A 25,140-nucleotide genomic window follows, 5' to 3' on the forward strand; every position below is an offset into this window, starting at 1 on the left:
TGATGTCGACCCATATTTCCGTTCCGCCGCAAATGTTGCTTGAGCGCATCCTGACGCTCGAAATCGTGCGGGTGACGGAGCGCGCGGCGGTGTCTGCCGCGCGGCTGCGCGGCCATGGCCAGGAGAAGGCCGCCGACAAGGCCGCGGTCGACGCCATGCGGCGCGAGCTCAACAAGCTGCCGATCGAGGGCACGGTCGTGATCGGCGAGGGCGAGCGCGACGAGGCGCCGATGCTGTTCATCGGCGAGAAGGTCGGCCTCAATGCCGGTCCCAAGGTCGACATCGCGGTCGATCCGCTCGAAGGCACCACGCTGTGCGCCAAGAACATGCCGGGCTCGATCGCCACCATGGCGATGGCCGACGGCGGCACGCTACTGCACGCGCCCGACGTCTATATGCAGAAGATCGCGATCGGTCCCGGCTACGCCAAGAACGTGATCGAGCTCGACGCGCCGCCGGCCGACAATGTCCGCCGCCTCGCCAAGGCCAAGGGCGTCGATCCCACCGCCATCAACGTGCTGGTGCTCGACCGTCCGCGCCATGCCGACATCATCAACAGCGTGCGCTCGACGGGCGCTGCGGTGCAGCTGATCACCGACGGCGACGTCGCCGGCGTCATTCACTGTGCCAAGCCCGATGAGACCGGCGTCGACATGTATATCGGCACCGGCGGCGCGCCCGAGGGCGTGCTCGCGGCGGTCGCGCTGCGCTGCATCGGCGGTCAGATGCAGTGCCGCCTGATCCTCGACACCGAGGAGAAGCGCGAGCGCGCGCACAAGATGGGCGTCATCGATCCGAAGATGATCTACGGCATCGAGGATATGGCCAAGGGCGACTGCCTGTTCGCCGCCACCGGCGTCACCACCGGCTCGCTGCTGACGGGCGTGAAGTTCAAGAAGGACGTGATCGAGACCGAGACGGTCGTGATGCGCTCGGTCACCGGCACCGTGCGCTACATCAAGGCCGAGCATCGGCAGCTGGAGAAATTCCACCTGGATTGAGCAGACACCGTCATTCCGGGATGGTCCGAAGGACCAGACCACAGATGCGCAATTGCGCATCGGGGAATCTCGAGGTTCCGGGTCTGGTGCTTACGCACCATCCCGGAACGACGGGATAAACAACAAGAAAAAGGGAGACGAGCATGTCTGATCTGTCCGGCGTCAAGGCACTGGTGTTCGACGTGTTCGGAACCGTCGTCGACTGGCGCACCAGCCTGATCAACGATTTCACCAAATGGGGCGAGACGCGGGGGATCAAGGCTGACTGGACCGCGCTGGTCGATGGCTGGCGCGCTGTCTATGCGGCCTCGATGGACGAGGTGCGCAAGAACCCGCAGAACGGCTACGTCATCCTCGACGTGCTGCACCGCCGCTCGCTGGAGAAGCTGGTCGCGCAATTCGACGTCAAGGGGCTGACCGAGGCCGACCTGCAGCATCTGACGCTGGGCTGGCATCGCCTGCACGGTTGGCCCGACAGCGTCGCCGGCCTGACCCGGCTGAAGACCAAATACATCATCTCGCCGCTCTCGAATGGCAACGTCGCGCTGCTCACCAACATGGCGAAGTTCGCAGGTCTGCCGTGGGATCTGGTCATGTCCGCCGAGCTGTTCGAGCATTACAAGCCAGATCCGGAAACCTATCTGGGCGCCGCAAAACTGCTCTGCCTGCCGCCGGAGCAGGTGATGATGGTCGCCGCGCACAATTACGATCTGAAGCATGCGCAGAAGCACGGCCTCAAGACTGCCTTCGTGGCGCGGCCGGCCGAATACGGACCCCTGCAGAAATACGATTTCGAGGCCACCGGCGAATGGGACATCGTGGCCAAGGATTTCGGGGAAATCGCCACCCGGATGGGCTGCTAGAACTGGTCTGCGAATCATCGAAGCGCTACGATTCCTGGCTGGAGCGTCGGTTCTGATTTGGGTCGGAACCGGAGCCCTAGATTTGTTTTGACGCGTTTTCTTCACGCGAACCGCTGCCCGCTTCGCTCGAAATCGCTCTGGCTCCAGAAGGGATCATGACGCTGCACGCATCCGCATTGCCCGTCGAGGCGCCGCCGGCGTTCCTCGGCGTGACGCGGTCGTTGACCGGAAAGCTCTGGCGCGACCGGCTGGATGCGCGCGGGGCGGCGCGGGTGCTTGCGATGGTCCAGCGCCACAATCTGCCGGAGATGCTGGCGCGCGTGCTGGCCGGGCGCGACGTCGGGATCGACGATGTCGCCGACTTCCTCGACCCGACCATCCGCAAGCTGATGCCGGATCCCCACACGGTCACCGAGATGGAGCTTGCCGCCAAGCGCATCGCGGATGCCGCGGTACGCGGCGAGAAGGTCGCGATCTTCGGCGACTATGACGTCGACGGCGCGACCTCGGCGGCGCTGCTGACCTGGCATCTGCGCCATTGCGGGCTGGATCCCCTGATCCATATTCCCGACCGCATCTTCGAAGGCTACGGTCCGAACGTCGACGCTGTCCGCGCGCTGGCCGCCAAGGGCGCGACGCTGCTGGTCACGGTCGATTGCGGCACCACCAGCATCGAGCCGCTGGCGGAGGCGAAGAAGCTCGGCATGTCGGTGGTGGTGATCGATCATCACCAGACCGGCGATGAGTTGCCTGAGGTGGACGCGCTGGTGAATCCGAACCGGCCCGACGATCTCTCGGGCCTCGGTCACCTCGCGGCCGTCGGGCTCGTGCTGGTGACATTGGTCGCGGTCAATCGCGAACTGCGCCAGCGCGGCTTCTGGAGCGGCGAAATGCCGGAGCCGGACCTGCTCAGCATGCTGCATCATGTCGCGCTCGGCACCGTCGCCGACGTCGCGCCGCTGATCGGGCTCAACCGCGCCTTCGTCGCCAAGGGCCTGATCGCGATGCGCCGCCGCGACCATGTCGGCCACACCGCGCTGATGGACGTGGCGCGGCTCAACGGCCCGCCGGAGGCCTGGCATCTCGGCTTCATGCTGGGGCCGCGCATCAATGCCGGCGGCCGCATCGGGCGCGCCGATCTCGGCGTGCGGCTGTTGCTCGAGGGCGATGTCTCGGAGGCCGCGCGCATCGCGGCCGAACTCGACCGCCTCAACGCCGAGCGGCGCGTGATCGAGCAGGCCGCCGAGGCGCAGGCCGAAGCCGAGGCTCTGGCCTCGCTCGGGCTCGAGGACAAGGGCGCGGTGATCGTCACCGCCGCCGAGGGCTGGCATCCCGGCGTGGTTGGGCTGGTCGCGGCGCGGCTGAAGGAGAAGTTCGCGCGTCCCGCGTTTGCGATCGCGCTTGAGCCGGGCGGCATCGGCACCGGATCGGGCCGCTCGATCGGCGGCGTCGATCTCGGCAAGGCGGTGCGGCAGGCGGTGCATGACGGCCTCTTGATGAAGGGCGGCGGCCACGCGATGGCGGCCGGCGTCACGCTGCGCAAGGAGAAGCTCGCCGAATTCCGCGCCTACATGGAAAGCGCGCTGGCGGCCGACGTCGCCAACTCGCGTCACGAGAACGAGCTGTTCATCGATGGTGCGGTGACGGCGCGCGCGGTGACGCCGGAATTTGCCGCGACGCTCAATCGCGCCGGCCCGTTCGGCAGCGCCAATCCCGAGCCGGTGATCGCGCTGCCGTCGCATCAGCTGGTCTATGCCGACGAGGTCGGGCAGGCGCATTTGCGGCTGCGCTTCAAGTCCGGCGACGGTTCGATCGTCAACGCTATCGCATTCCGCTCCGTCGGACAGAAGCTCGGCAGCGCCTTGACGCAAAATCGCGGCCAGCAATTGCACGTGGCAGGCTCTCTCGCAGTCGACCGTTGGCAAGGCACCGAACGTGTGCAATTCCGTGTGCTCGACGTCGCGGTGCCGGATCAGGGCCCGACGGTGATCCGATAAGAAACGTTGGGAGAGGACATGTCAGGACAGGTTGAAGGCAAGGTCGCGCTGGTGACCGGCGGCGCATCAGGCATCGGCGAGGCGATCGTTGAATTGTTCGCGCAGGAAGGCGCGACCGTTGTTGCGACCGATATCGATGAGTTGCGGGGACCGGAGCTCGCCGCGCGGCTCAAGAAGGCTGGTCGCGAGGTGATCTTTCTGCCGCAGGATGTCACCAGCGAGGAGCGCTGGATCGAGGTCGTCGCCGACATCGGCAAGCGCTATGGCCGCCTGGACATCATGGTGTCGAACGCCGGCATCGGCATCGGCGCGCCCTCGATTGTCGATATGTCGCTCGCTGACTGGCGCCGGCAGACCGCCATCAATATCGACGGCGTGTTCCTGTCGGTGAAGCACTCGCTGCCGCTGATGCGCAAGCATGGCAGCGGCTCCATCATCATGATGTCGTCGCTCGCGGGTCTGCGCGGAGCCGCGAACCTCGCCGGCTACAGCGCGACCAAGGGCGCGGTCCGGCTGTTCGCCAAGTCGATCGCGATGGAGTGCGCGCAGGTGAACGACGGCATCCGCGTCAATTCCGTGCATCCCGGCATCATCGACACGCCGATCTGGGGCAAGATTCCGACCGGAGCGACCGGCGCCGGGCAGAACGCGCCGATCGATCCGGAGGAACGCGCCAAATTCGCCACGCCGCTCGGCCGCGCCGGCCAGGCCATCGAGATCGCGCAGGGCGTGCTCTATCTCGCCTCCGATGCGTCGCGTTACGTCACCGGCACCGAGCTCGTAATCGACGGCGGCATGAACGCCGGCGGCGTGGTGCGGCAGCCGAAATAATCTCCGTCATTGCGAGAAGCGAAGCGACGAAGCAATCCATTGTCCCGCAAGCGCGGAGAGATGGATTGCTTCGCTGCGCTCGCAATGACGGCGAGGGTTACCTAGCCGCCTTGCCGCAGCCGCGCCAGCACCTTCAGCCCGCCGTAACCATCGGCGGGCAACAGGCCCATTTTGACCTGGTAGTCCTTGATCGCCTTCATGGTGTCGTTGCCGACGCGGCCGTCGGTGCCGCCGGTGTCGAAGCCCGCCTTGGTCAGGCGCGTCTGCATCTCCTGCACCTCGGCGAGCGTCAGCGCGCGCTCGGAGCCGGGGAAGGGCTGGATGAAGGGCGGTCCGCCGAGGCAGCGGTCGCCGAGATGGCAGATCGCCAGCGCGTAGTTCATCGAGGGATTGTAGCTCTTCACCGAATTGAAGTTCGGCCCGAGCAGGAAGGCGGGGCCGCCGGCAACCGGGATCCAGAGCTGCGCTGACGCGTTCGGCTGCGGAAATGGCTGGCCGTCGGCTCTGACGACGCCGGCGCTGGCCCAGGCCGCATAGGAGCGGTTGCCGCTGGCACTGCCGCCCGGCGCGCGGACTTCGTAGCCCCAATGCTCGCCGCGGTGCCACTTGCCGCGATTGACCAGGTATTTCGCGGTCGAGCCCAGCGCGTCGTCGGGACGGCCGAACGGCGAGACCTTGCCGTCGCCGTCATAGTCGAAGCCGACATTGAGCCAGACTTCCGGCATCCATTGCGAATGGCCCATCGCGCCGGCCCAGGAGCCGTTCATCTCCTCCGGCGTGCTCCAGCCGCGCTGCACGATCTTCATCGCGTTGATCAGCTCGGTCTCCCAATAGGCCTTGCGGCGCGGCTCGTTCCAGGCGAGCGCCGCCAGCGAGGGAAACACCGGCGTCATATGGTTCTGCTGCACCAGCGGATCGCCATAGGCTGATTCCACGCCCCACAGCGCGAGCAGCGTGCCGCGCTCGACGCCGAAGTCGCGCTCGATCCGGCCGAACAGCGCGTCGTTCTTCTTGAGCGCCTCGCGGCCGTGGATGATCCGCCAGTCGGAGACGCGGCGGTTGATGTACTGCCAGATCTGCTCGTGGAATTCAGGCTGGTTGCGCATCTGCCTGAACACGCTCATGTCGGGCTCGACCCGCCCCATGCAGCGGTTCCAGGTCGCCTCCGAAATGCCCTTTGCCAGTGCGCGGGCGCGGAAATTGTCGCGCCACTGGTCGAAGCCCGCAGGCGCGGCCGCCAGTGCACCGAACGGGTTGGCGAGCGTCACGCCTGCCGCGAGCCCCGCCTTCAGGACGGCGCGGCGGGCAGGGGATTTCAAAGAATCAGGCTGTTTCATCTGGCCAGTGTAGCGGCGCCGATCGGGTGAGCCAAAAGCCACGCCGCCGCAGGGACTAGCTATCCTGCAAATCCGTGGCGATTTTTGACAGCCACTGCCGGACCACCTGTTCCGACCCGGCGTCGAGGCTCGCGGCGAGCCGTCGCTCCTGCGCCTGGGCGATATGGCGGCATTTCTCCAGCAGCGCGGTTCCATGGCTGGTCAGCGTCCACTGCAGCACCCGGCCGTGGACGGGGTGCGGCGTCTTGCGGATCGCGCCGTCGCGTTCGAGGTTGCGGATGATCACGCTGACGGTCTGCGGCGTCAGAAACGCCACCCGCGCCAGATCGGCGCCCGAGAGCCCCGGATAGGCCTTCAGCATCGTCAGCACGACGAATTGCGGCGAGGTGACGCCAAGCTGCGCGAGCGCGCGCTCCATCGACAGCCGCGAGGCCGCGTGCGCCTGGCGCAGCAGATAGGCGAGATAGCCCTGTTCGCCGCGTTTACCTTCGCCGGGCGGCGGGATGGGCGTGGCGAGCAGGGCGTCTGCGGCCGATCCTGCCCCGACAGCAACCCTGCCGGCCGCCGTTTTCCCCGCCGGCCGCCGCTGGGCGGCGCCCGATTTCCCGCGTTTCTGCATTCCCGCCATGTCGTCCGATGCCGCCTTCGCCGATGTCCGCATCTTGCTCAGTATCAGAGCTCTGATAATATCTCAGTACACTGATAACATGAGGCCAGGCCGATGTCACATGCCCGCAAGGAATACACCGACTTCGAGAAGCTCGCGCCCGATGTCTTCGCCGCCGTGCGTGCGCTCGGCCAGTTCGCGGCCAAGGCCGGCCTCGACAAGCAGCTGCTCGAGCTCGTCAAGCTGCGCGCCTCGCAGATCAACGGCTGCGCGTTCTGCGTGCAGTACCACATCCTGCAAGGCGAAAGCCTCGGCGTGCCCGCAGACAAGCTCAACCTCGTCGTGGTGTGGCGCGAGGCGCCGCAGTTCTCGGCCCGCGAGCGCGCGGCGCTGGTCTGGACCGAAGCGCTGACGACCTTGCCGAACGGCGTCAGCGACGAGGTCTATGCGCAAGTCACCGCCGAATTCTCCGAGCAGGAGCTGACTTATCTCACCTCGGCGATCGCATCGATCAATGTCTGGAACCGGTTCGGCGCAGCCTATCGCTGGACGCCGCCGCCACGCAGGCAGAACGCGGCGGCTTCGTGAGCCGGACCGCGCGCGACTAATGAAGCAACTGACAGGGGAGAAGCACCAATGACCTCGATCGCGATGACACCATCTCTTCCATTCGCGCGGCCGCCGCGGCCGGTCTCGCTGGCCGTGATCGCGGGACTGGCCTGCGCCTTCGTGATCGGCAAGGCCTTGCCGACCCCGATGGATGCGATCGCCTCGGTGATCGCGCCGCTGTGCGCGAGCGCGAATGCGGCGTCACCGCTCGACAAGGTCGAGGTCATCACCTCGCATGCGTTGCCGAACGTGGCGGGCAAGCGGGTCACGGTGGTGCGAGTGTTCTACGGTCCCGGCGGGTTCACGCCGCCGCACCGTCATTCGGGTTCGGTGACCGCCTACATCACCAAGGGTGAAATCCGTTCCCAGCTCGGCGGCGGACCGGTCGAGACGTTCAAGGTCGGCCAGTCCTTCTTCGAGCCGCCGGGCTCGACCCACATGGTCTCGGCCAATGCGAGCACCACGGAGCCCGCCGAGCTGATCGCCGTGTTCGTGGCGGATGAAGGCGCGCAGCTGACCACGATGCTCGAATAGCGATCGGCGGGGCGCTGGTCTTGCAAGACGGGCGCACTGGACCAGTTTGGTGCCGAACTCGCATGAAAGTGGACCTTGCGCGCAATCCGATGCGTGGATTGATTGCGCGGCAGGTTGCTGTGCCGGTCGCGACCCAGAGCGTACCAATTGCGTTCCAAGAGCGTTCCGATCGCCGGTGCTCTGGGGGCGACTACCGACGAGGGACAAACCGATGATCAGTCTGAAGGGGCTCTCTGCCTTCCCGATTACGCCCTCGAACCGGGATGGGCGGGTCGATCTGGGAGCTCTTCGCGCAGTGCTCGACCCCGTGATTACGGCGAAGGTGGATTCGATCGGGCTGCTCGGAAGCACCGGTTCATATCCGTATTTCAGTCGCGATGAGCGGCGGCGAGCCGTGCAGGCGGCCGCCGCCTTGGCTGAAGGTCAAATGCCGATTTTGGTCGGCGTCGGCTCGCTGCGCACCGACGACGCGGTGCGGCTGGCCCAGGATGCGCGTGAGGCCGGCGCGACGGCGGGCCTTTTGGCCGCGGTTTCCTATACGCCTTTGACTGACGACGAGGTCTTTGAGCATTTTCAAACCGTGGCCCGCGAGAGCAGGCTGCCGATTTGCATCTACGACAATCCCGGAACGACCCATTTCCGGTTCACGCCGGCACTCATCGGCCGTTTGAGCCGCGTCGAGGGGATCGTCGCGGTCAAAAGTCCTGCGCTGGATGCGGCGGCGGTGTCCGGCCATCTCAGGGAATTGCGGGCTGTCGTTCCGAGCGGGCTCGCGCTCGGTTACAGCGCGGACTGGAATTGCACCGAGGCGCTGTTGGCAGGTGGCGATACCTGGTACAGCGTTCTCGCAGGCATCTTCCCCAGGGTTTGCGTGGATATCGTTCGTGCCGTGACGAGCGGCGATGCGGCCCGGGCGCGGCAGCTCAATGCGACTTTGCAGCCGATGTGGGATCTGTTCAAGACATTCTCGGGTCTGCGCGTTGTCTACGCGATCGCCAATCTCAGAGGTGTCTGTGTGGCCGAGCCGCCGCGTCCGATCTTGCCGCTGCCCGCGGACGCGCAGAGGAGGGTCAAGGAGACGTTGGCTGCGATGGAGATCGACTGATCGCATGCCTGAAGCGCGGCCGCTCTAGTTGCCGCCACCCTCCTGGGTGTCGATGCGATGCACGACATCGTCGGGCAGGGCGTGCGCCACGGCGGACGCAGGTCCGGGCTCGGGTCCGATCTCGTGGCCGCGGCCGCGGATCAGCCGCTCATAGGCCGACACCAGGGTGGTGTAGGGATTAACCCACAGCCAGCCGTCGCGGGTGAACACCTGGACGTCGAAATGCAGATGCCGCGACGTGCCGTTGGGGTGATCGAGATAGTTCGAGACCACGCCGATCTTCTCGCCCTCGCTGACGCGGCGTCCGTTGAGCAAACCATCGGCATCCATCGCCGACGGGTTCATGTGCATGTAGCGGAAGCGGATATGCTCGGTGCGGGTGTTGACCTGTAATGTCGCGGCCTGCTGCTGCGGCGAGCGGATCACGATGCTGTCGCGCACCGCGACCACGCCCTGCTGCTTGGGGTCGCAACCGTCCTTGCTGTCTGCGGGACAGGCGCCTGGCCTGATATCCTGGCCCTGATGGCCAAAGCCGCTGGTGCATTGGCCGACCTCAAAACTGCGGGCCTCGCAGAAATTATCCTGCCAGGGATACACGTCGACCGTCGCGCCCGCCTTGCGCCTGGCGAAGGATTGCGAGTGTGCGAAGGCCGGCGCCTTCTCCAGTGGAAAGCGGATCTGCGAATAGACGGTGAAGTCGGCGTGGCCCCCTTGCTGCCTGTGTCCGCCGCTGCCCGCGACGATGTCGCCGCTCGGGCGGTAGGTGAAGTCAGCCGATGCGGCCGCCGGCCGCTCGGCGATGTCGGAGGCGACGTCGCTGCGCGACCGCGACGGCTGGCCGCCTGCGATGTGCAACGCCTTCAGGAAGCGCTCGGCGACCGGATAGGCCTCACGACAGGCCAGCCGCTTCGGCCGCGGCGCGCTGTCGAGGCACTGGATCGAGACGACATAGGGAATCCCGAAACGGGTGAAGGCGTAGCGGACATAGCCTTCGCGGATGAAGCGGCGGATGTCCGGAAACTGCGCGGCCAGCGTCTTGACCGGCTCGCCCTTGCCGCCGAGCCGGTCGGCGAGGTCGTAGACCAGGATCGACCCCGAGATCTGCACCTCGACCGGTTTGGCAAACGTCCGCGGCGGCATGCCGTCGCCGGCGCCCGGGTCGAGCGAGAACACCACGTCGTAGCCGGACGCGCCGGCATGAAAGACATCGGCAGGGCGGAAATCAGCCTGATAGCGCGCGACCGACAGGCTGTCCGGCGCACCGCTTTTCCGCGCGTCGAGATAGCTTGCGGGGTCGAACGGCAGCAGCACCGGAATCGGGCTGCGCGCGATGCCGGGGAAGAGCGGCGACGTCAGCGCGTTCAGTTGCACCAGTGCGGGGGTCGCGCGCGGATCGGTGGCCGGGACGCGGCGTTGGCCGGCGAAGGCGAAATTGGAGGCAATGGCCGGCCGGGTGCTGATCTCCTGCCGGAGCTGGTCCAGCACCGCGCGCCATTCGACCCGCATGGCCGAGATCGACGGCGTTCGGAATTCGTCGGCATGAGCGCTGGGAGGAGGCGAGAGCAGGACTGCCAGCCAGCAACTGATGAAGCTGACAACCTTGCTGTTCACTGCACCCCCCGGCTCATGTCTGACCGCCGGGGATTCTAAAGCAATATCCGGAAAACTGTGTAGCGGTTTTCCGGAAACTTTATGCTTAAACAACAAGCTGATGCGCGGTGATGATTCATTCTAAATCCCACCGCGCCTCAGCGCTCAGTCCTTGGCGCGTTCAACGTACGAACCGTCCTCGGTCATGACCACGATGCGCGTTCCGGCGGCAACGTGCGGCGGCACGCCGGTGCGCACGCCATTGGACAGGATCGCGGGCTTGTAGGACGAGGAGGCGGTCTGCCCCTTGGTGACGGGCTCGGTCTCGACCACTTCCAGCGTCACGCGCTGGGGCAGCTGGATCGCGACCGGATTGCCCTCGTGCATCGAGAGCTTCACGGTCATGTTCTCCTGCAGATACGGTGAGGAAGAGCCGACGATCTCCTTGGAGACCTGGACCTGATCGTAGTTGTCGTTGTTCATGAAGTGGAAGCCGTCGGCGTCTTCATAAAGGTAGTTGTAGTTGTGGTCTTCGACGGTGGCCTTCTCGACCTGGTCGGTGGTCTTGTAGCGCTCCGAGACCTTCACGCCGTCGCCGATGCGGCGCATTTCGATCTGGCTGACCGGGGTGCCCTTGCCGGGGTGAATGTTCTCGGCGGACAGCACCACATAGAGCCGGCCGTCCTGCTCGATGATGTTGCCCTTGCGGATGGAACTGGCGATGACTTTCAAAGGTGTTTTCCTGAATTTGGGAGGCGGGGGCGCAAACCGGATGGCAGCCCCTCGGCCATGGCGGCGATTTCGGGCTGCAACATACTGATTTGTCCCTGAGATGCCAGCCTTTTGCGGCCGATTTTGGCAGTTTGCCAACCGCTGAAACCGGCCCGGAACAGGCCGTTATGGCTGGTCCTTGCCGGGGATCTTGCGGGCCTTCGCGTTGTGCTCGGCAAAGCTTGCAGGAACCGAAAATGTCCCGGTCTTCAGGTCGTAGACGCAGCGCCAGTCCTCGACCCATGGGAAGGGGGGGTGCTCGCCCTGGATGTCGAAGGACATGCCGAGCACGAGGTAGCGGCTGTCGGGCCATTTCATGCCCAGCCAAGCGTAGTTCTCGTCAAAACCCTTGATCAGGCCGATCTGCATATGGTCGAGCGTATAGGGGTCATCCGGGTCGCGGCGCACGCCTTCGGCGGCCGGCTGGGTGTAGAAGAAGTCCCAGGCGGCCTCGCCAAGCGGCTTTTCGGTCGCCGGCACGAACCGTTCGCCGGTCCGCTTGTAGAGGTAGAGGGTGTGGTAGCCGGCGCCGAGCTTCTGCATCCGCACCAGCCAGCGGCTGTCCGGGCTGAAGCGGAAGCCGGCCTGATAGCCGGCCGCATCGGTGCCTTCGCCCTGGTTCAGCAGCGCGCCGTGCTTGCGGGCACGGTCGAAGGTCCAGAACTGGAACAGGAGACCTTCATCGCCCATGTCCTTTGAATACTGCTCGACGCGGACCGTTCGATCCGGCGAGGTGAAGCTTGCGTCCGCAACCCGCTTGAACTCGCTGCTCGGGCTGTCGGCCATCGCCGGCGTCGCCGAGGCAAAGCCGAGCAACAGCAGCAGTCCAGCACTTCGCAACCAGCCGATCATGGGTGCATCCTGTTTCCGCGCAACTGGCGGTGGGACGCGCGAACCGGTGTTCAGGTTCAGTGGATCGCGAACATGGACAAGGCGGGCGTCTTTCGACATGAAGGGATCAGCTTTGCCGGGTGGCGCGGAGATCAAGGCCGTTTGGAGCATGAAGTCATTTGAAATCAGTCACTTGTTCCCGATTCTTAAGTGGAGGCGGCGGCTTGTTGATGTGGAATCCATGAGATCCGGAGGGCACCGGCAATGACCGGTCATGACCAGACCTCGCCGTGGTGGACGCCGCAGCGCTATGCCGACCGCCGGCCATTCCTGCAGGCGCGGACCGCGATCACGCGGGCGCTCCGCGCCTGGTTCGAAGAGCAGGGATTCGCCGAGGTCGAGACCGCCATCCTGCAGATATCGCCGGGCAACGAGACGCATCTGCACGCGCCGCGCACCGAGTTGACGCAGGCCGACGGTTCGCATGCGACGCGCTATCTGCGCACCTCTCCGGAGTTCGCCTGCAAGAAGCTGCTCGCGGCCGGCGAGCCCAAGATCTACGAGTTCGCGAGGGTGTTCCGCGACCGCGAGCGCGGCGATCTGCATTTGCCGGAATTCACCATGCTGGAATGGTACCGCGCCAATGCCCCCTACGATGCCATCATGGCCGACACGATCGTCGTGATCGCCCACGCGGCGCAGGCGACCGGGATCGGGCGGTTTTCCTTTCGCGGCAGGATGGCTGATCCGTTTGCCGAGCCGGAGCTGCTGACGGTCGCGGCCGGCTTCGAGCGCTTCGCGGGCATCGATCTGCTTGCGACGATTGCGGGCCGCAAGGGCGATCGCGAGGCGCTGGCGTCGGCGGCGAAGGGGCGGGTGCGGATCGCCGACGACGACACCTGGTCGGATATCTTCAGCAAGTTGCTGGTCGAGCACGTCGAGCCCAATCTCGGTCAGGGCCGTCTGACCGTGCTGTTTGAATACCCGTCGCCCGAGACCGCGCTGGCGCGCACCAAGGCTGGCGAACCACGCGTCGTCGAGCGCTTCGAGGTCTATGCCTGCGGCGTCGAGCTCGCCAACGGCTTTGGCGAGCTGACCGATGCGGTCGAGCAGCGCCATCGTTTCACCGCTGATATGGACGAGAAGGCCCGCCGTTACAGCGAGCGCTATCCGCTCGACGAGGATTTCCTTGCCGCGGTCGGCCAGATGCCGGAGGCCAGCGGGGTTGCGCTCGGGTTCGACCGGCTGGTGATGTTGGCGAGCGGCGCGCCACGAATTGATCAGGTGGTCTGGACACCGCCTGCAGGAGAGACATGAACAGGATCGATCCGAAGATGGCGGCGACCCTGCGCCAGCCGCGCGAACTGGTCGATGCGGGCCTCGCGCCGGCCGATGCGCTTGCCGGGCTCGAGCAGGTGGCCGCGCGCTACGCGGTCGCGGTGACGCCGGAGCTCGTCGCGCTGATCGATCCGGCCGACGCCAATGATCCGATCGCGCGGCAGTTCATCCCGAGCGCCGACGAGCTCATGGAGCAGCCGGGCGAGAACGCCGATCCGATCGGCGACGATGCGCATTCGCCGGTTGCCGGGATCGTGCATCGTTATCCTGATCGGGTTCTGTTCAAGCTCGTGCATGTCTGCGCGGTCTATTGCCGGTTCTGTTTCCGGCGCGAAATGGTCGGGCCGGGAAAGGCCTCGGCCTTGTCCGACGACGCCTATCGCGCGGCGCTGGATTACATTCGGGGCCATCGGGAGATATGGGAAGTCATCCTGACCGGCGGCGATCCGCTGATGCTGGCGCCGCGCCGGGTGACCGATATCATGGCCGATCTCGCTGCCATCGATCATGTGAAGATCATCCGCATCCACACCCGCGTCCCGATCGCCGATCCCGGCCGCATCAATTCCGACATGATCGCGGCGCTGCGGGTCGAGGGGGCGACGACCTGGATTGCTGTTCACGCCAACCATCCGCGTGAACTGGGTGTCAATGCCCGCGCGGCGTGCGCCCGCCTTGCCGATGCCGGCATCCCGCTGGTCAGCCAGTCGGTCCTGCTGCGCGGGGTCAACGACGATGCCGCGACCCTCGAGGCGCTGATGCGCGCCTTCGTCGAATGCCGCATCAAGCCGTATTATCTGCATCATGGCGACCTTGCGCCCGGCACTGCGCATCTGCGCACCACGATCGAAGCGGGGCAGGAGCTGATGCGTGCCTTGCGCGGCCGTGTCTCCGGACTGTGTCAGCCGGACTACGTGCTCGACATCCCCGGCGGCCATGGCAAGGCGCCGATCGGCCCGGCCTATTTGTCGCAGTCGGCTTCGCGCGAACGTGAAGATTCCGCGGAACGGCGCTACCGTATCGTCGATTATTGCGGTGACGTTCATCTTTATCCGCCGCAATCGTGAGCCTGTCATGAGCGGGGCCGGGGACGGACGGCAGGAGCCGCCCGAGGAGGAGGGCAACCGCAGCATCGAAAATGCTGTGATGTTCGGCTTCTTTGCAGTGCTCGTCGCCGCAGGAATCTGGCTCCTTGGCACAATGGCCGATATACGGAAGGTGCAGGATTGCGCAGCGCAGGGACGACGCAATTGTGCTACCGTCGAGGCGCCGGAACGGGCGCGATAGGGTTGAGAAGCAGCGGAGACGCGAGATGCGGAAGACAGTTTTGGTGATGGCTCTGATGATGGTTGCCCTTGGGGCGCCCCAGATCGGCGCACCCCAGGCTTGGGCGCAGCAGCAGGGCGGATCGTCCTCCATGCAGAAGAGCGCGCCGCTGCCGGAGGCGCCGATCGGACATCGTCAGCCACGCCGCAGTGACACTCCCAATGAGAAGAATCTGAGCGATCCGAACAGCGCGGCGAACAAGGAAGACGCGGCGCTCGACAAGAAGATCAAGAACATCTGCCGCGGTTGCTAGAGCGCGTGCTCATCGACCGTGCCCGCTGCGCTTCGATAGCGGTCACGTTTGCGCTGACGTAGCAAATGACGCGATGCACCAGGCTGGAAGTCGCCGCGGCGTGACTTCCGGGTTCAAACTGGTCGAGCGCGTGGTCTTGCTTGGGTCATGGCGACGCCGGAGATCGCGAGCAGTCCACCGACAATCAACTTTGGCGTCATGCGGTCGCCAAGGAACAGCACGCTCGAAATCAAGGCGAACACCGGAAGCAGCAGGCCGAATGGTGCGACGCGGCCCATGGAGCAACGGGCGATCAGCCAGAACCAGAGGCCAAACCCGATAATTCCGCCGATGAAAATTGTGTAGGCGAGTGCCAGCCAACCGCGCCCGTCCGCCGTGACAAGGCTCGCCAGCTGTCCGTATTCGAGCAGCAGCGACATCGCCATGACCTGCGGCACCGTGAGCAGCGACGACCACCCCATCAACATCAGGGGATCGAAAGGGCCATAGCGTTTCGTCAAGACGTTGGATACGGCGAATGCGAAGGCTGCGCCAACCACAAGCAACAGCGGAAGCGGGTTTGCCGACAGGCCAGGCTCCGCTGCCAGCACGACGACGCCGGCGAATGCGAGTACCACTCCGGCTGATGTGATGAGCGACGGCCTCTCAGCGAGCAGCGGCCAGGCCAGCAGGACCGTGAAGGGCGTCGCGAGTTGATAGGCGACGGCCGACAGGCTTCCCGAGCCGAGCCCAAGGCCAACATAGAACAGCCCGAAGTTCAGTCCGCCAAGGAAAAGAGAGATCGCGGCGACAGGGCCGAACTGTTGGCGCGTGGGTCTTTTGACGAACGGAACAAGCAGCAGCGCGATTGCCAGGAAGCGCAGCGCGAGGAAGAACAGCGGCGGAAACTCCGCAACTCCCACCTTGATGGCCACGAACTGATAACCCCAGAGCAAGGGAACGGCCACTGCGCAGACCATCTGAATGGACGACATGGCATCTTTTCTTTCAAGACCGTTCGGTCCAGATTTTGGCGTGCTCACAGCCGGAGTGTCCATGGGGTGCTTACCTGATGAAACGGTCGAGAAGGGCGTCAGCGGTGGCTTGCGATGCGATCCGTGCCGGCGCCGTTTTGCCGACCACCCGTAGCCCCTCGACGAAACAGACGAGAATTCGGGCGGCACTTGAAGGCTCCACTCCATCGGCCAGCTTGCCCGCTGCCTTTGCGCGGGAAAGTGCATCCGCCACCCTGGCCTCCATGACTTTGAAGAAGCCCGCAACGCGACGGCCAATTTCAGCATCCTGGCCGGCCAGTTCCATGGCTGTGGCCACCAGCAGGCATCCGCGCCGGCCATTGGCACCGCTGGTGCGGTCGACGTAGCCGGCAAGGTAGGCCCGCAGGCCGTCGACCGGCTCTCTGCTGGGGGCGAGTTCGATATCCATCCGTTTCACGGCATCGGCGATGTAGCGATCAAGCGCCCGCAGGAACAGCGAGTGCTTGTCGCCGAAAGCGGCGTAAAGGCTGCCACGCGAGAGCTTCGTCGCACGAAGCAGGTCCGGCAGCGCGGTGGCGTGATAGCCGCGCGACCAGAACACACCCATCGCGCGTTCGACCGCGGCGTCCACGTCGAAACTTCGGGGGCGGCCACGGGGCAACTGCATTGGGGGTTGGCGGCTCATCGCCAATATATAGACCGATTGGTCTTTAAATCGCAAGAGACCGCTTCGAGAGTATATTTGACCGCTTCAACGGGGTTGTCGGCTGGTTGATGTCCGCTTGGCCCTGACGGGTCCGCGGGAGACCGGCGGAACGCAACATTGCGTCCCGCCGGCAGCCCTCAATCGGTTCGGCGGCGTCAGGCCGAACGCTCCTTAAGGCCGTCACGCCGCACGTTGCGCCTCGCGTCGACGGCGTCGGCCAGTTGCTTCAGCACATCGGCGGTCGTTGCCAGATCGACGCAGCCGTCCGTGATGCTCTGACCGTAGGTCAGCGCCTTGCCCGGCACGACGTCCTGGCGTCCGGCGACGAGATTGCTCTCGATCATCACGCCGACGATGCGCTGCTCGCCGCTTGCGACCTGCTGTGCGATGCCGGCGGCGACCAACGGCTGGTTCTCCGGCTTCTTGCTGCTGTTGGCGTGGCTGGTGTCGATCATCAGGCGTGCTGCGACACCGGCGTGGCCGAGCTCGGCCGCGGCGGCATCGACGCTTGCGGCATCATAGTTCGGCACCCGGCCGCCGCGCAGGATGACGTGGCAGTCCTCATTGCCGCTGGTAGCGGCGATGGCCGAGCGGCCGCCCTTGGTGACCGCCATGAAGTGATGCGGGTGCGAGGCCGACTTCACCGCGTCCGCCGCGATCCGCACACCACCGTCGGTGCTGTTCTTGAAGCCTACCGGGCAGGACAGGCCGGAAGCCAGCTCGCGATGGATCTGGCTCTCGGTGGTGCGCGCGCCGATCGCCGCCCAGGAGACCAAATCGGCGATGTATTGCGGCGTCGTCATGTCGAGGAATTCGGTGCCGGCCGGCAGGCCGAGATTGTTCACGGCCGACAGCACGCTGCGGGCAAGGCGCAGGCCCTTGTTGATGTCGAAGCTGTTGTCGAGATCGGGGTCGTTGATCAGGCCCTTCCAGCCGACGGTGGTGCGCGGCTTCTCGAAATAGACCCGCATCACGATCTCGAGGCGGTCGGCGAGCTGTTCGCGCAGGCTGGCGAGACGCTCGGCGTAATCGACGGCCGCCGCGGGATCGTGAATGGAGCAGGGGCCGACGACGACCAGCAGGCGGTCATCGGTGCCGTTGAGGATCGCGTGGATGGCGTTGCGGGCGCCCATCACGACGCGTGTCGCGGTCAGGGTGCGCGGAACTTCCCGCATCACCTCTGCGGGCGTATTGAGCTCTTTCAATTCCTTGATGCGAAGATCGTCTGTCGTACTCAACACGGCTGGCTCCTTTGGATTTTTGGGACCTGCCGGCGCATAAAAAAAGCCGCCAGGTCTGGCGGCTTGTTTCGGACGTTTGCTGCAATTCTTCAGATTGAGCGCGATCCTCCTGCCGCCAGCGAGCTGTCGTAGCTAAAGTACCAAAAATAGCTGGTGGCGACGGTGATCATGGGGCGGGTCTATAGCGCAGGGATTTCTGCCTGTCACCCCCCAAATCCGCGGGGGCAGCCGGTTCGGCGTCAGGTGTTGCGCGCCGCCAACGCCATACCTATCAGGGTCGCCCCGCCGAACATCAGATTGAGGCCGACCAGGAGGCCGATCGCCCATTCCGCCGAGCCTGGCAGGCCCGCGATGATGAAGAAGGCGATCACGATGTCCATCAGCCCCGCGATCAAGAGCCAGGACCAGCGTCCTGACAATTCGCGGCGGTGCTCCAGCGCGTACATGATCGTGGCGACGCCCTCGGCGACGAAATAGGCGCCGATGACAATGGTCAGCGTCAGCACGCCCTGCATCGGACGGGCGAGCAGCACCATCCCGGCCAGCACGGCGAGCGCGGCTGAAATCAGCGACCACCAGAAGCCCGGCATGTTGCGCGCCCAGAACGTCACGATCAGCCCGCCGATGCCTGAGATCAGGAACATCCAGCCCAGGAAGATGGTGACGGCGAGGCTCGCGAAGGCCGGCACGATCATCGCCGCGATGCCGAGGATCGCGAGCAGGATGCCTTCGAACAGGAACGCCTTCCAGTGTTGCTTGACCGCGGCCTGCATCTGCGATCGCAGCTTGTCGAGGTCGTTGGACAGGGTCATCGCGGCTCTCCAAATCTGCGAACGAGACGTTTGCGCGCGTGCGGCGTATCCTAGCCCTGGCTTGGCGCTGACGGAAAGCCCTCCGCGGCGGTCCGCATCCGGTTGCGGCCGAACAGGTAGACGGCAGTGGTCGCAATCAACAGCGCCAGCCCGATCAGGATCGAGGTGAAGCCGATCGGGACCAGGATGAACGACGCGTTGCGCTCGGGATTGACGTACCAGTGATGCAGCGAGGTGAGCAGGAAGCAGACGCCGGCAAAGCCGGTGCCGCCGCCGATCAATAGCAGCGCCCACATCCGCCGCAGCTGGCTGAGCCGCTCGCGCGCAACGTCGGTACGCGGCGCATGATGCTTGCCGAGGCGGCGCACCAGACGGATCGCAAAACCGATCGAGGAGAAGCCGATCAGCACGCTGGCCGAACCGAGCAGCAGCCGCGTGGTCGAGCCGAGATCGGGGATGCGCTGCAGCGCGAGCAGCGGAAAATCGAACGCCGCGTGCAGCGCGACCGGCGCGACCAGCACCAGCGCCCAGTTCGTGATGCGCGCCCAGTCGCGGTGGCCGCGGTAGGCGCCGAGCGCGCCGCCCGAGCGAGCGATCGCGAGATAGGCGCCGGCGATGATGCCAAGCGCGCCGTGGAACGGCACGGTGAGCACGCTGCGCAACGCCGCAAGCGCGCGCCACATGTCCTTGTGCTGGACCAGATAGGCGAGGTTCTCATAGGCGGCGAAGCCGAGACCGGCGGCCGCGCCGTAAACCACCGTATCCATCGGATCGGCGAATGCGCGGCGCCGCGTCGAGATCGCGACGATGACGAGAACCTTGACGATCTCCTCCGGCGCCGCGACGCCGAATGCCGCGCGCACCGCCTGGGTCGCCCAGGGATTGTCGGGAATGGCGAGCAGCGCATTGAAGGGAATTCGCGCCAGGCCGAGCAGCGAGATGCTGGCCGCGCCGAGCACGAAGGCGAGCCACACCTTCACCGGCGGTCCGGGGCGCTCGTCGGCGGCGATGACAAGCCACAACACAAGCAATGCGGGGGCAATGGCGGCGGCGCCGATTACCGTTGGAAGCGACTCAAGCAACAACATGAGCCGGACGGGCCCCTTTGATGGCACCAAAGCGATGCGTCCGGAAGAAATGGCAGCAAGTTCAGCGGATTGCAAATCGAGCGATGGGGAGAATCGGTTCGACAGACGCCGTTCTCGTGTCCAAAATGCCACGGTGCCTGTGAAAGCGCGGCGGAAGCGTCGCGTAGTGGGATCTCGGTCAGCTCAAAGCAGAGGGCGGCTACCGGCCGCCGGGCGGGTTCCCGACGGCGCCCCATGCGGCGGTCCAGACGCAGAGCTTCGGCGCCCCGAACCATGATGGGGATGGCGACTTGCGGGGCCAACCGGTTTCGCCTGAATGTCGCGAGCCGCACGGCGTATCGCTGTGAGGTTGGGGGGCGCACCGACAAGGTGGCCCACGACATGGCGACATCACCGATCCGCAGATCGCGGCGAATTTCACGGCGCGCGGCGGAGCGCCACGTGGCGGCGCCGATGGTCTCTCGCGGGCGCAAGTCGCATCTCGGTCAGGCAGACGATGCGTCGGCCTTTTCGCTTGGCGAATGGTGCGCGATCCGCCGTCACGGCGAGCACCGGTCCTTCGCAAAGCACAACCGCCGCAAGTTTTGGCACCGCATGCCTTTCGTTGCGCTATAATGCCGCGGGCAAAGCGACTGATCCGGTAGAAGCCAAAGATGCCTTCGATTGATTCTGCGGTGATCGTTCTTGCCGTGATTGCTCTGTTTGCGGCCTTTGTGAACGGTGCGCTTGGTTACGGGTTTTCCTCTCTCACCGTGCCGGTCGCGCTGGTCTTCTACACCAACCGCGTTCTCAATCCTGCGGTTGTCATCGTCGAAGTCTTCGTCAACCTGTATGTTCTGTGCATCAATCTGAGCGGCGTTCCGGCCGTGTGGCGGCGCGTGCTGCCTATTCTCATCGGCATGCTGCCCGGCATCGCAGTCGGAGCCTTCGCCCTGACGTCGCTGCAGCCCGGCTGGATCAAATTCGCCACCTACTCGATCATTCTGCCGCTTATCTTGCTGCAGGCGGCCGGTTGGCGGAAGCCGATGCAGTCGAAATGGCTCGTCGGTTTGCCCTTTGGCGCGGCGCTCGGAGTCCTGTACTCGGTCACGACCATCTCGGGACCGCCGCTGGCGATCCTTTTCAACAATCAGGGCCTCGTCAAAGATGAGTTTCGGGCCGGTCTCGCGCTGGTTCGGGTGACGGAGTCGAGCTTGACTGCGATCGCATACTACAAGCTCGGTCTGTTCATCGAGGAGAGCCGGAGCATCCTGTTCGTGCTAGTTCCCTGCGTTGTCGTCGGCATACCGCTCGGTGCCTATCTCATCCGGCGGCTGGATGCCGAGACGTTTCGCCGGATCTGCATGAGCTTTGATGCGTGGGTCGTGGGATTCGGCCTGTCGCGTGTGTTGATCGAAGTGAAGCTGATGGAAAGCCCGTGGGCCTACAGCGTCATGGCCGGCACGATCCTGATCGACGTCTGCTTGTTGTACGTCTTCTTCACCGCGCGGAAAGGGACCGCGCAGGGCTCGCACGCGTTGGCTTCGCTGAGATCGGGCAACCAGGGCGGTCCGACCTGATGGCGACAATGCCGTGGGACGGCGTCGGCTAACCTGCCAGCAGGCGCCGGCAGGTTTCGACGAACACCTCGGCGCCGGTGACGATGTCGGCATCGTCGGTGTTCTCGCTCCAGTGATGGCTGATGCCGCCGATCGACGGCACGAACAGCATCGCCGCTGGCATGATGGTAGCGATGACCTGGGCGTCATGGCCGGCGCCGCTCGGCATCCGGATCGATTTGCCGCCGGCGCAGGCTGCGCTCGCGGCCTCGATCGTATCCTGGAAGGCAGGCGTCATCATCGCAGGCACGCCGGTGCGGATGCGCTCGACCTTCACGGCGCAGCGGCCCTGCGCAGTGGCCTCGGCCGCCAGGCGATGCAGGTGCGCCTCGAGACGCGCGATCACCTCGGGATTGTCGTCGCGGATCTGGAACAGCATCTCGGCGCCGCCGGGGATGATGCTCGGTGCGCCCGGGTCCAGCGTGATGCGGCCGGTGGTCCACACCGTGCGCGGTCCGCACAAAGCAGGGAATCTGTCGTCGATCGCGACGCAGAACCGCGCCAGCGCCAGGCCGGCATCCTTGCGCACCGCCATCCGCGTGGTGCCGGCATGGTTCTGCGCGCCGGTGAAGCTGATGCGATACTGCCAGATGCCGACAATCGAGGTGACGACGCCGATCTTGAGCCCGCTGCTTTCCAGCGTGTCGCCTTGCTCGATATGGGCCTCGAGATAGCCGATGTGGCGGCGCGGTTCGGCGTTGAGGCGCGGGCGGCCGGCAAAGCCCGCATCGCGCAGCGCCTGTCGCATCGTGCGATCGCTGGAGCGGTCGCGCGCCGCATCGATGTCGGCTTCGGTCACGGCGCCGGCGAAGGACCGGCTACCGAGGAAACTGCCGAAATGGCCTTCCTCGTCGCACCACGCCGCGACTTCGACTGCGCCGTTCGTGCCGGGATCGGTGTTGATGACGCGCGCGGCTTCCAGCGCATAGATCACACCCAGCGGCCCATCGAGCCAGCCGGCGTGGTTCTGGCTCTCGAGATGCGAGCCGGCGAGCAGTTTCGGTCCCGCCTTCGCGCTGCTGCCGAGCACATTGCCGATGCCGTCGATCGTTGCGGTGAGACCAGCGTCGGGCAAATGTCCGGCGAGCCAGTCCAGTGAGCGCAGATGCGGTTCCGAGAATGTCGGCTTGTGCACGCCGGTCTTGTAGGCGCCGATCGCGCGCAACGCATTGAGATCGGCGAGCACGCGCTTGCCGTCGAAGCGACCGTTGATGCCTGGCATGAGTTGGACTCCGGATTTGCGTCTTGATCTTACGCGTTGGCGCCTCAATCCCGTCTTGATGCCGTCGCGGTTGGATGCGACGGAACAATCAGGGCAAACGATTTCTTAGCGGTTCTGCTCTTAGGTCGCAGTACGACAGTACGAATAGCGTGTGAGTGTGATGATGTCTGCATTCCGGAACTGGGCTCGCAAGGCCGCTGTGCTGTTTCTTCCGATCGCGCTCGGCGCCTGCGCGCAATATTCGCAGCAATACAGCATGACCACACCGTCGGCGGGGACCGGGCCGCTGGCCTGGGACGGTGCCGGACAGGACCCCAATCTCCCGCAATCGCGGCGCCATGCCCGCAGTGCGTCACCGGCCGTCGCGGAGACGCCGGATGCGCAGACCTCGGAAGCGGATGCGGACGCACGGCTGGCGCGCAAGCTCGTGATCTGCAGCACCTGCATCAAGCCGACGCCGGTGGCGCAAGCGAACGATCGCCAGGACGTCGCAAGCGCAACCAACCACTAGCAATCGGCGCCCGCAGTTCCCAACGGTCGAGCATGCCCGCGGGCCTTAGTTAGGCCACGATGAGGTTCGAAGCGCAGGGCCATGTCGTTCCGAAGATTCGTTGTTCCCGCCGCTGTCGTCGCGCTCGCCGCCGCGATCCTGATTCATGTGGGCGGTTCGCGGGCCCACGCGCATGTGCCGTCGCATTGCGGCTTCTGGACCTCAATCGAGGCCGGATTGTCGTGCCAGTGACCCCGTGGGCGGGGATCCGGGAAAAGCATTCTCAACGCTTGCCCGTTCGCCCAATCGCCACTATACGTTCGCCCGTCGCAGCCGTTCGCCGGTAGCGGCCAATCTGGCATGTCTCACGTCTAACGTATTGATTTGCCGGGAGTTTTGCTCCCTTCGTCTATCGGTTAGGACGCCACCCTTTCACGGTGGAGAGAGCGGTTCGATTCCGCTAGGGAGCGCCATCGGCGCCAAATCGGAAATCCCGCAAATTCAACGGATTGTCTTCGGGCGGACAGCTTTGCCGCGCCGGCTCGGGCAGATGTGCACAACGCCCCGATCGCTGCAATCCGCCGCGATTTCGCAACCCTTTGTAAAGCCAGCGGCGCTAGGCGTGAGCCTGGGATGATGGAATGGCATTAGGGTCCAAGAAGCGCGAAACGCGCAAATCGCTGCGGCAATCCGGCTGGATCACGCTCGACGGCGGATTCGCCGCGCGTCCCTGCATGGTCGAGGACATCTCCTCGACGGGTGCAAAGATCACTGTCCAGGACAACAACACGCTGCCGGCCAAGCTGCGGCTGGCGTTTGCGCGGGATGCCCGCACCGGGCGTGCCTGCGAGGTGGTCTGGCGCAAGGGCAAGACGTTCGGCGTCAAATTCGTGCGCTAGCCTCATTGGGCGCCGCGCGATAAAAGGCCGGATGCGCAAGATCTGCTTCGCCATCGTCGCCGTCCTGCTTCCCGCCGCTGCGTTTGCGCAAGCCGGCGACCGCCGGAATTTTCAGACGCCCCCCGACGCCGGCAAGACCTTGCCGTCGAAATCCGCGACGAGGAGCAATCCTTGCGCCTCGTACGGACCGGGCTTCGTCAAGGTCGAGGGCTCCGACACCTGTGTGAAGCTCGGTGGCGCCGTCAGTGTCGGGGCCGGGATGTCCAGCGGACGCTAAGCGGCTTGCAGCTCACGACATCGGCGGCGCGACGACGCGCACAAAGGCCGGCCGCTGTGCGATCTCGCCGAACCAGCGTTCGAGATTGGGCAGCTTCGGCTTGGTGACGCCCTCGACACCGAACCAGCGCCGCGCAAAGGCGCCGAGCGCGATGTCGGCGATCGTGAACTGATCGCCCTCGACGAAGCGGCGGGCTGCAAGCTGCGCCTCGACCACGCGCCATACCACGCCTTCGGCATCGGCGTCCTTCTGGATCTGAACCATGTCGCGCTTCTCCGGCGGCGTGCGCACCAGTCCCCAGAACACCGGGCGGTCGACCGGCTGCAGCGTCGACAGCGTCCAGTCGAGCCAGCGGTCGACGGGGGCGCGCGCCTTCGGCGATTGCGGATAGAGCGGCGAACTCTGGCCATAGGCCATGCAGAGATAGCGCATCACCGAATTGGATTCCCACAGCACATAGTCGCCGTCGACCATGGTCGGGACGCGGCCATTCGGATTCATCGCGAGATAATCAGGCTGATCGTTCTTGCCGAACTGCATGCCGGCATCGATGCGCTGATATGGAAGGTCGAGCTCGGCGAGGCACCACAGCACCTTCTGCACATTGACCGAATTGGCCCGGCCCCAGATCGTCAGTTGCGGCTTGCTGTCCATCACGCGTTTCTTCCCGCTGTTGTGCTTTGCGCGCGTTCTTAGCGGAATCGATCCGGAAATGCGCGGGATGATTTGTACCGAGAGCAAAAAAGAACACAAAAAAAGAGGCTCCGCCGCATCGCGGCAGAGCCTCGTTCATACGCGTTGCGCATCAAGACGCAGTCAGTGACCGAACAGCAACCACAG

The 25,140-nt window shown here is 65.2% G+C and carries 27 protein-coding genes and 1 tRNA gene; 16 read left to right on the forward strand and 12 right to left on the reverse strand.

Translation table 11 applies throughout. The features are described 5' to 3' along the window. The first annotated feature begins 2 nt into the window (after positions 1-2). From glpX to G6P99_RS22530, 4 genes are all read left to right on the forward strand, one after another. Positions 3-1,001, forward strand: a complete 999-nt coding sequence (gene glpX / locus G6P99_RS22515) for a class II fructose-bisphosphatase (RefSeq protein ID WP_029083354.1) — start codon at positions 3-5, stop codon at positions 999-1,001. 143 nt (positions 1,002-1,144) lie between these two features. Next, a complete protein-coding gene (locus G6P99_RS22520; RefSeq protein WP_029083353.1) occupies positions 1,145-1,864 on the forward strand; it encodes a haloacid dehalogenase type II in 720 nt (239 codons plus the stop codon). A gap of 155 nt (positions 1,865-2,019) precedes the next feature. Next, entirely contained in the window at positions 2,020-3,861 is a 1,842-nt protein-coding gene (gene recJ, locus G6P99_RS22525) for a single-stranded-DNA-specific exonuclease RecJ (protein WP_165123447.1), read from the forward strand. An 18-nt stretch (positions 3,862-3,879) separates the two neighbouring features. Then, entirely contained in the window at positions 3,880-4,692 is an 813-nt protein-coding gene (locus G6P99_RS22530) for an SDR family NAD(P)-dependent oxidoreductase (protein WP_029083351.1), read from the forward strand. Positions 4,693-4,793: 101 nt separating this feature from the next. On the opposite strand, the gene G6P99_RS22535 is transcribed toward G6P99_RS22530, so the two are convergent. Next, positions 4,794-6,029, reverse strand: a complete 1,236-nt coding sequence (locus G6P99_RS22535; RefSeq protein ID WP_029083350.1) for a lytic murein transglycosylase — start codon at positions 6,027-6,029, stop codon at positions 4,794-4,796. A 55-nt stretch (positions 6,030-6,084) separates the two neighbouring features. After that, entirely contained in the window at positions 6,085-6,657 is a 573-nt protein-coding gene (locus G6P99_RS22540; protein WP_029083349.1) for a MarR family winged helix-turn-helix transcriptional regulator, read from the reverse strand. 93 nt (positions 6,658-6,750) lie between these two features. On the opposite strand from G6P99_RS22540, the gene G6P99_RS22545 reads away from it, so the two are divergent. From G6P99_RS22545 to G6P99_RS22555, 3 genes are all read left to right on the forward strand, one after another. After that, positions 6,751-7,224 (forward strand): carboxymuconolactone decarboxylase family protein, encoded by a 474-nt coding sequence (locus G6P99_RS22545; protein ID WP_029083348.1) that lies wholly within the window; start codon positions 6,751-6,753, stop codon positions 7,222-7,224. A gap of 48 nt (positions 7,225-7,272) precedes the next feature. Continuing rightward, positions 7,273-7,779: a cupin domain-containing protein gene (locus G6P99_RS22550; RefSeq protein ID WP_029083347.1), complete on the forward strand. Its 507-nt coding sequence runs from the start codon at positions 7,273-7,275 to the stop codon at positions 7,777-7,779. A gap of 211 nt (positions 7,780-7,990) precedes the next feature. Beyond that, positions 7,991-8,884: a dihydrodipicolinate synthase family protein gene (locus G6P99_RS22555; RefSeq protein ID WP_029083346.1), complete on the forward strand. Its 894-nt coding sequence runs from the start codon at positions 7,991-7,993 to the stop codon at positions 8,882-8,884. 24 nt (positions 8,885-8,908) lie between these two features. On the opposite strand, the gene G6P99_RS22560 is transcribed toward G6P99_RS22555, so the two are convergent. From G6P99_RS22560 to G6P99_RS22570, 3 genes are all read right to left on the reverse strand, one after another. After that, positions 8,909-10,495: a peptidoglycan DD-metalloendopeptidase family protein gene (locus G6P99_RS22560; protein WP_029083345.1), complete on the reverse strand. Its 1,587-nt coding sequence runs from the start codon at positions 10,493-10,495 to the stop codon at positions 8,909-8,911. A 144-nt stretch (positions 10,496-10,639) separates the two neighbouring features. Next, positions 10,640-11,206 carry an elongation factor P gene (gene efp / locus G6P99_RS22565; protein ID WP_029083344.1) on the reverse strand — a complete coding sequence of 189 codons (567 nt, stop codon included), beginning with the start codon at positions 11,204-11,206 and terminating at the stop codon, positions 10,640-10,642. Positions 11,207-11,371: 165 nt separating this feature from the next. After that, a complete protein-coding gene (locus G6P99_RS22570; RefSeq protein WP_165123449.1) occupies positions 11,372-12,097 on the reverse strand; it encodes a hypothetical protein in 726 nt (241 codons plus the stop codon). A gap of 243 nt (positions 12,098-12,340) precedes the next feature. On the opposite strand from G6P99_RS22570, the gene epmA reads away from it, so the two are divergent. Genes epmA through G6P99_RS22590 form a run of 4 tightly spaced genes read left to right on the forward strand, consistent with a single transcriptional unit; the run spans position 12,341 to position 14,993 of the window. After that, positions 12,341-13,393, forward strand: a complete 1,053-nt coding sequence (gene epmA, locus G6P99_RS22575) for an EF-P lysine aminoacylase EpmA (RefSeq protein WP_165123451.1) — start codon at positions 12,341-12,343, stop codon at positions 13,391-13,393. Beyond that, the gene (locus G6P99_RS22580; RefSeq protein WP_029083341.1) at positions 13,390-14,481 is read left to right on the forward strand and encodes a lysine-2,3-aminomutase-like protein; all 1,092 of its coding nucleotides are present in this window, start codon (positions 13,390-13,392) and stop codon (positions 14,479-14,481) included. Before epmA ends, G6P99_RS22580 begins: the two co-directional genes overlap by 4 nt. Beyond that, a complete protein-coding gene (locus G6P99_RS22585) occupies positions 14,450-14,701 on the forward strand; it encodes a hypothetical protein (protein WP_245284807.1) in 252 nt (83 codons plus the stop codon). Before G6P99_RS22580 ends, G6P99_RS22585 begins: the two co-directional genes overlap by 32 nt. 46 nt (positions 14,702-14,747) lie before the next feature. Next, entirely contained in the window at positions 14,748-14,993 is a 246-nt protein-coding gene (locus tag G6P99_RS22590; RefSeq protein WP_246709598.1) for a hypothetical protein, read from the forward strand. A gap of 113 nt (positions 14,994-15,106) precedes the next feature. Here G6P99_RS22590 and G6P99_RS22595 read toward each other — a convergent pair whose 3' ends face one another. From G6P99_RS22595 to G6P99_RS22615, 5 genes are all read right to left on the reverse strand, one after another. Further along, on the reverse strand, positions 15,107-15,967 hold the full coding sequence (locus G6P99_RS22595) for a DMT family transporter (protein ID WP_029083338.1): 861 nt from the start codon (positions 15,965-15,967) through the stop codon (positions 15,107-15,109). A gap of 70 nt (positions 15,968-16,037) precedes the next feature. Continuing rightward, positions 16,038-16,634 (reverse strand): TetR/AcrR family transcriptional regulator, encoded by a 597-nt coding sequence (locus G6P99_RS22600; protein WP_029083337.1) that lies wholly within the window; start codon positions 16,632-16,634, stop codon positions 16,038-16,040. A gap of 194 nt (positions 16,635-16,828) precedes the next feature. Continuing rightward, on the reverse strand, positions 16,829-17,914 hold the full coding sequence (locus G6P99_RS22605) for a 3-deoxy-7-phosphoheptulonate synthase (protein WP_165123453.1): 1,086 nt from the start codon (positions 17,912-17,914) through the stop codon (positions 16,829-16,831). Positions 17,915-18,153: 239 nt separating this feature from the next. Continuing rightward, the gene (locus tag G6P99_RS22610; RefSeq protein ID WP_165123455.1) at positions 18,154-18,726 is read right to left on the reverse strand and encodes an HdeD family acid-resistance protein; all 573 of its coding nucleotides are present in this window, start codon (positions 18,724-18,726) and stop codon (positions 18,154-18,156) included. Positions 18,727-18,776: 50 nt separating this feature from the next. Further along, on the reverse strand, positions 18,777-19,814 hold the full coding sequence (locus tag G6P99_RS22615) for a PrsW family glutamic-type intramembrane protease (RefSeq protein WP_029083334.1): 1,038 nt from the start codon (positions 19,812-19,814) through the stop codon (positions 18,777-18,779). A 674-nt stretch (positions 19,815-20,488) separates the two neighbouring features. On the opposite strand from G6P99_RS22615, the gene G6P99_RS22620 reads away from it, so the two are divergent. After that, the gene (locus G6P99_RS22620; protein ID WP_245284806.1) at positions 20,489-21,373 is read left to right on the forward strand and encodes a sulfite exporter TauE/SafE family protein; all 885 of its coding nucleotides are present in this window, start codon (positions 20,489-20,491) and stop codon (positions 21,371-21,373) included. Between the two features lie 28 nt (positions 21,374-21,401). Here G6P99_RS22620 and G6P99_RS22625 read toward each other — a convergent pair whose 3' ends face one another. Next, a complete protein-coding gene (locus tag G6P99_RS22625) occupies positions 21,402-22,634 on the reverse strand; it encodes a Zn-dependent hydrolase (RefSeq protein ID WP_165123457.1) in 1,233 nt (410 codons plus the stop codon). Between the two features lie 163 nt (positions 22,635-22,797). On the opposite strand from G6P99_RS22625, the gene G6P99_RS22630 reads away from it, so the two are divergent. The 4 genes from G6P99_RS22630 to G6P99_RS22645 all read left to right on the forward strand — a co-directional run bounded on the left by G6P99_RS22630 (position 22,798) and on the right by G6P99_RS22645 (position 24,300). Continuing rightward, positions 22,798-23,145 (forward strand): hypothetical protein, encoded by a 348-nt coding sequence (locus G6P99_RS22630; protein ID WP_156928799.1) that lies wholly within the window; start codon positions 22,798-22,800, stop codon positions 23,143-23,145. 377 nt (positions 23,146-23,522) lie between these two features. Then, a tRNA-Glu gene (locus G6P99_RS22635) sits at positions 23,523-23,597 on the forward strand. 168 nt (positions 23,598-23,765) lie between these two features. Next, on the forward strand, positions 23,766-24,023 hold the full coding sequence (locus G6P99_RS22640) for a PilZ domain-containing protein (protein ID WP_029083331.1): 258 nt from the start codon (positions 23,766-23,768) through the stop codon (positions 24,021-24,023). A 31-nt stretch (positions 24,024-24,054) separates the two neighbouring features. Beyond that, positions 24,055-24,300, forward strand: coding sequence for a hypothetical protein (locus tag G6P99_RS22645; RefSeq protein WP_029083330.1), 246 nt, complete (start codon positions 24,055-24,057; stop codon positions 24,298-24,300). Positions 24,301-24,312: 12 nt separating this feature from the next. Here the strand turns inward: G6P99_RS22645 and G6P99_RS22650 are convergent, their stop codons facing one another. Beyond that, positions 24,313-24,954: a glutathione S-transferase family protein gene (locus G6P99_RS22650; RefSeq protein ID WP_029083329.1), complete on the reverse strand. Its 642-nt coding sequence runs from the start codon at positions 24,952-24,954 to the stop codon at positions 24,313-24,315. Between the last annotated feature and the right edge of the window lie 186 nt (positions 24,955-25,140).

Source organism: Bradyrhizobium sp. 6(2017) (genome assembly GCF_011058295.2).
Lineage (GTDB): Bacteria > Pseudomonadota > Alphaproteobacteria > Rhizobiales > Xanthobacteraceae > Bradyrhizobium > Bradyrhizobium septentrionale.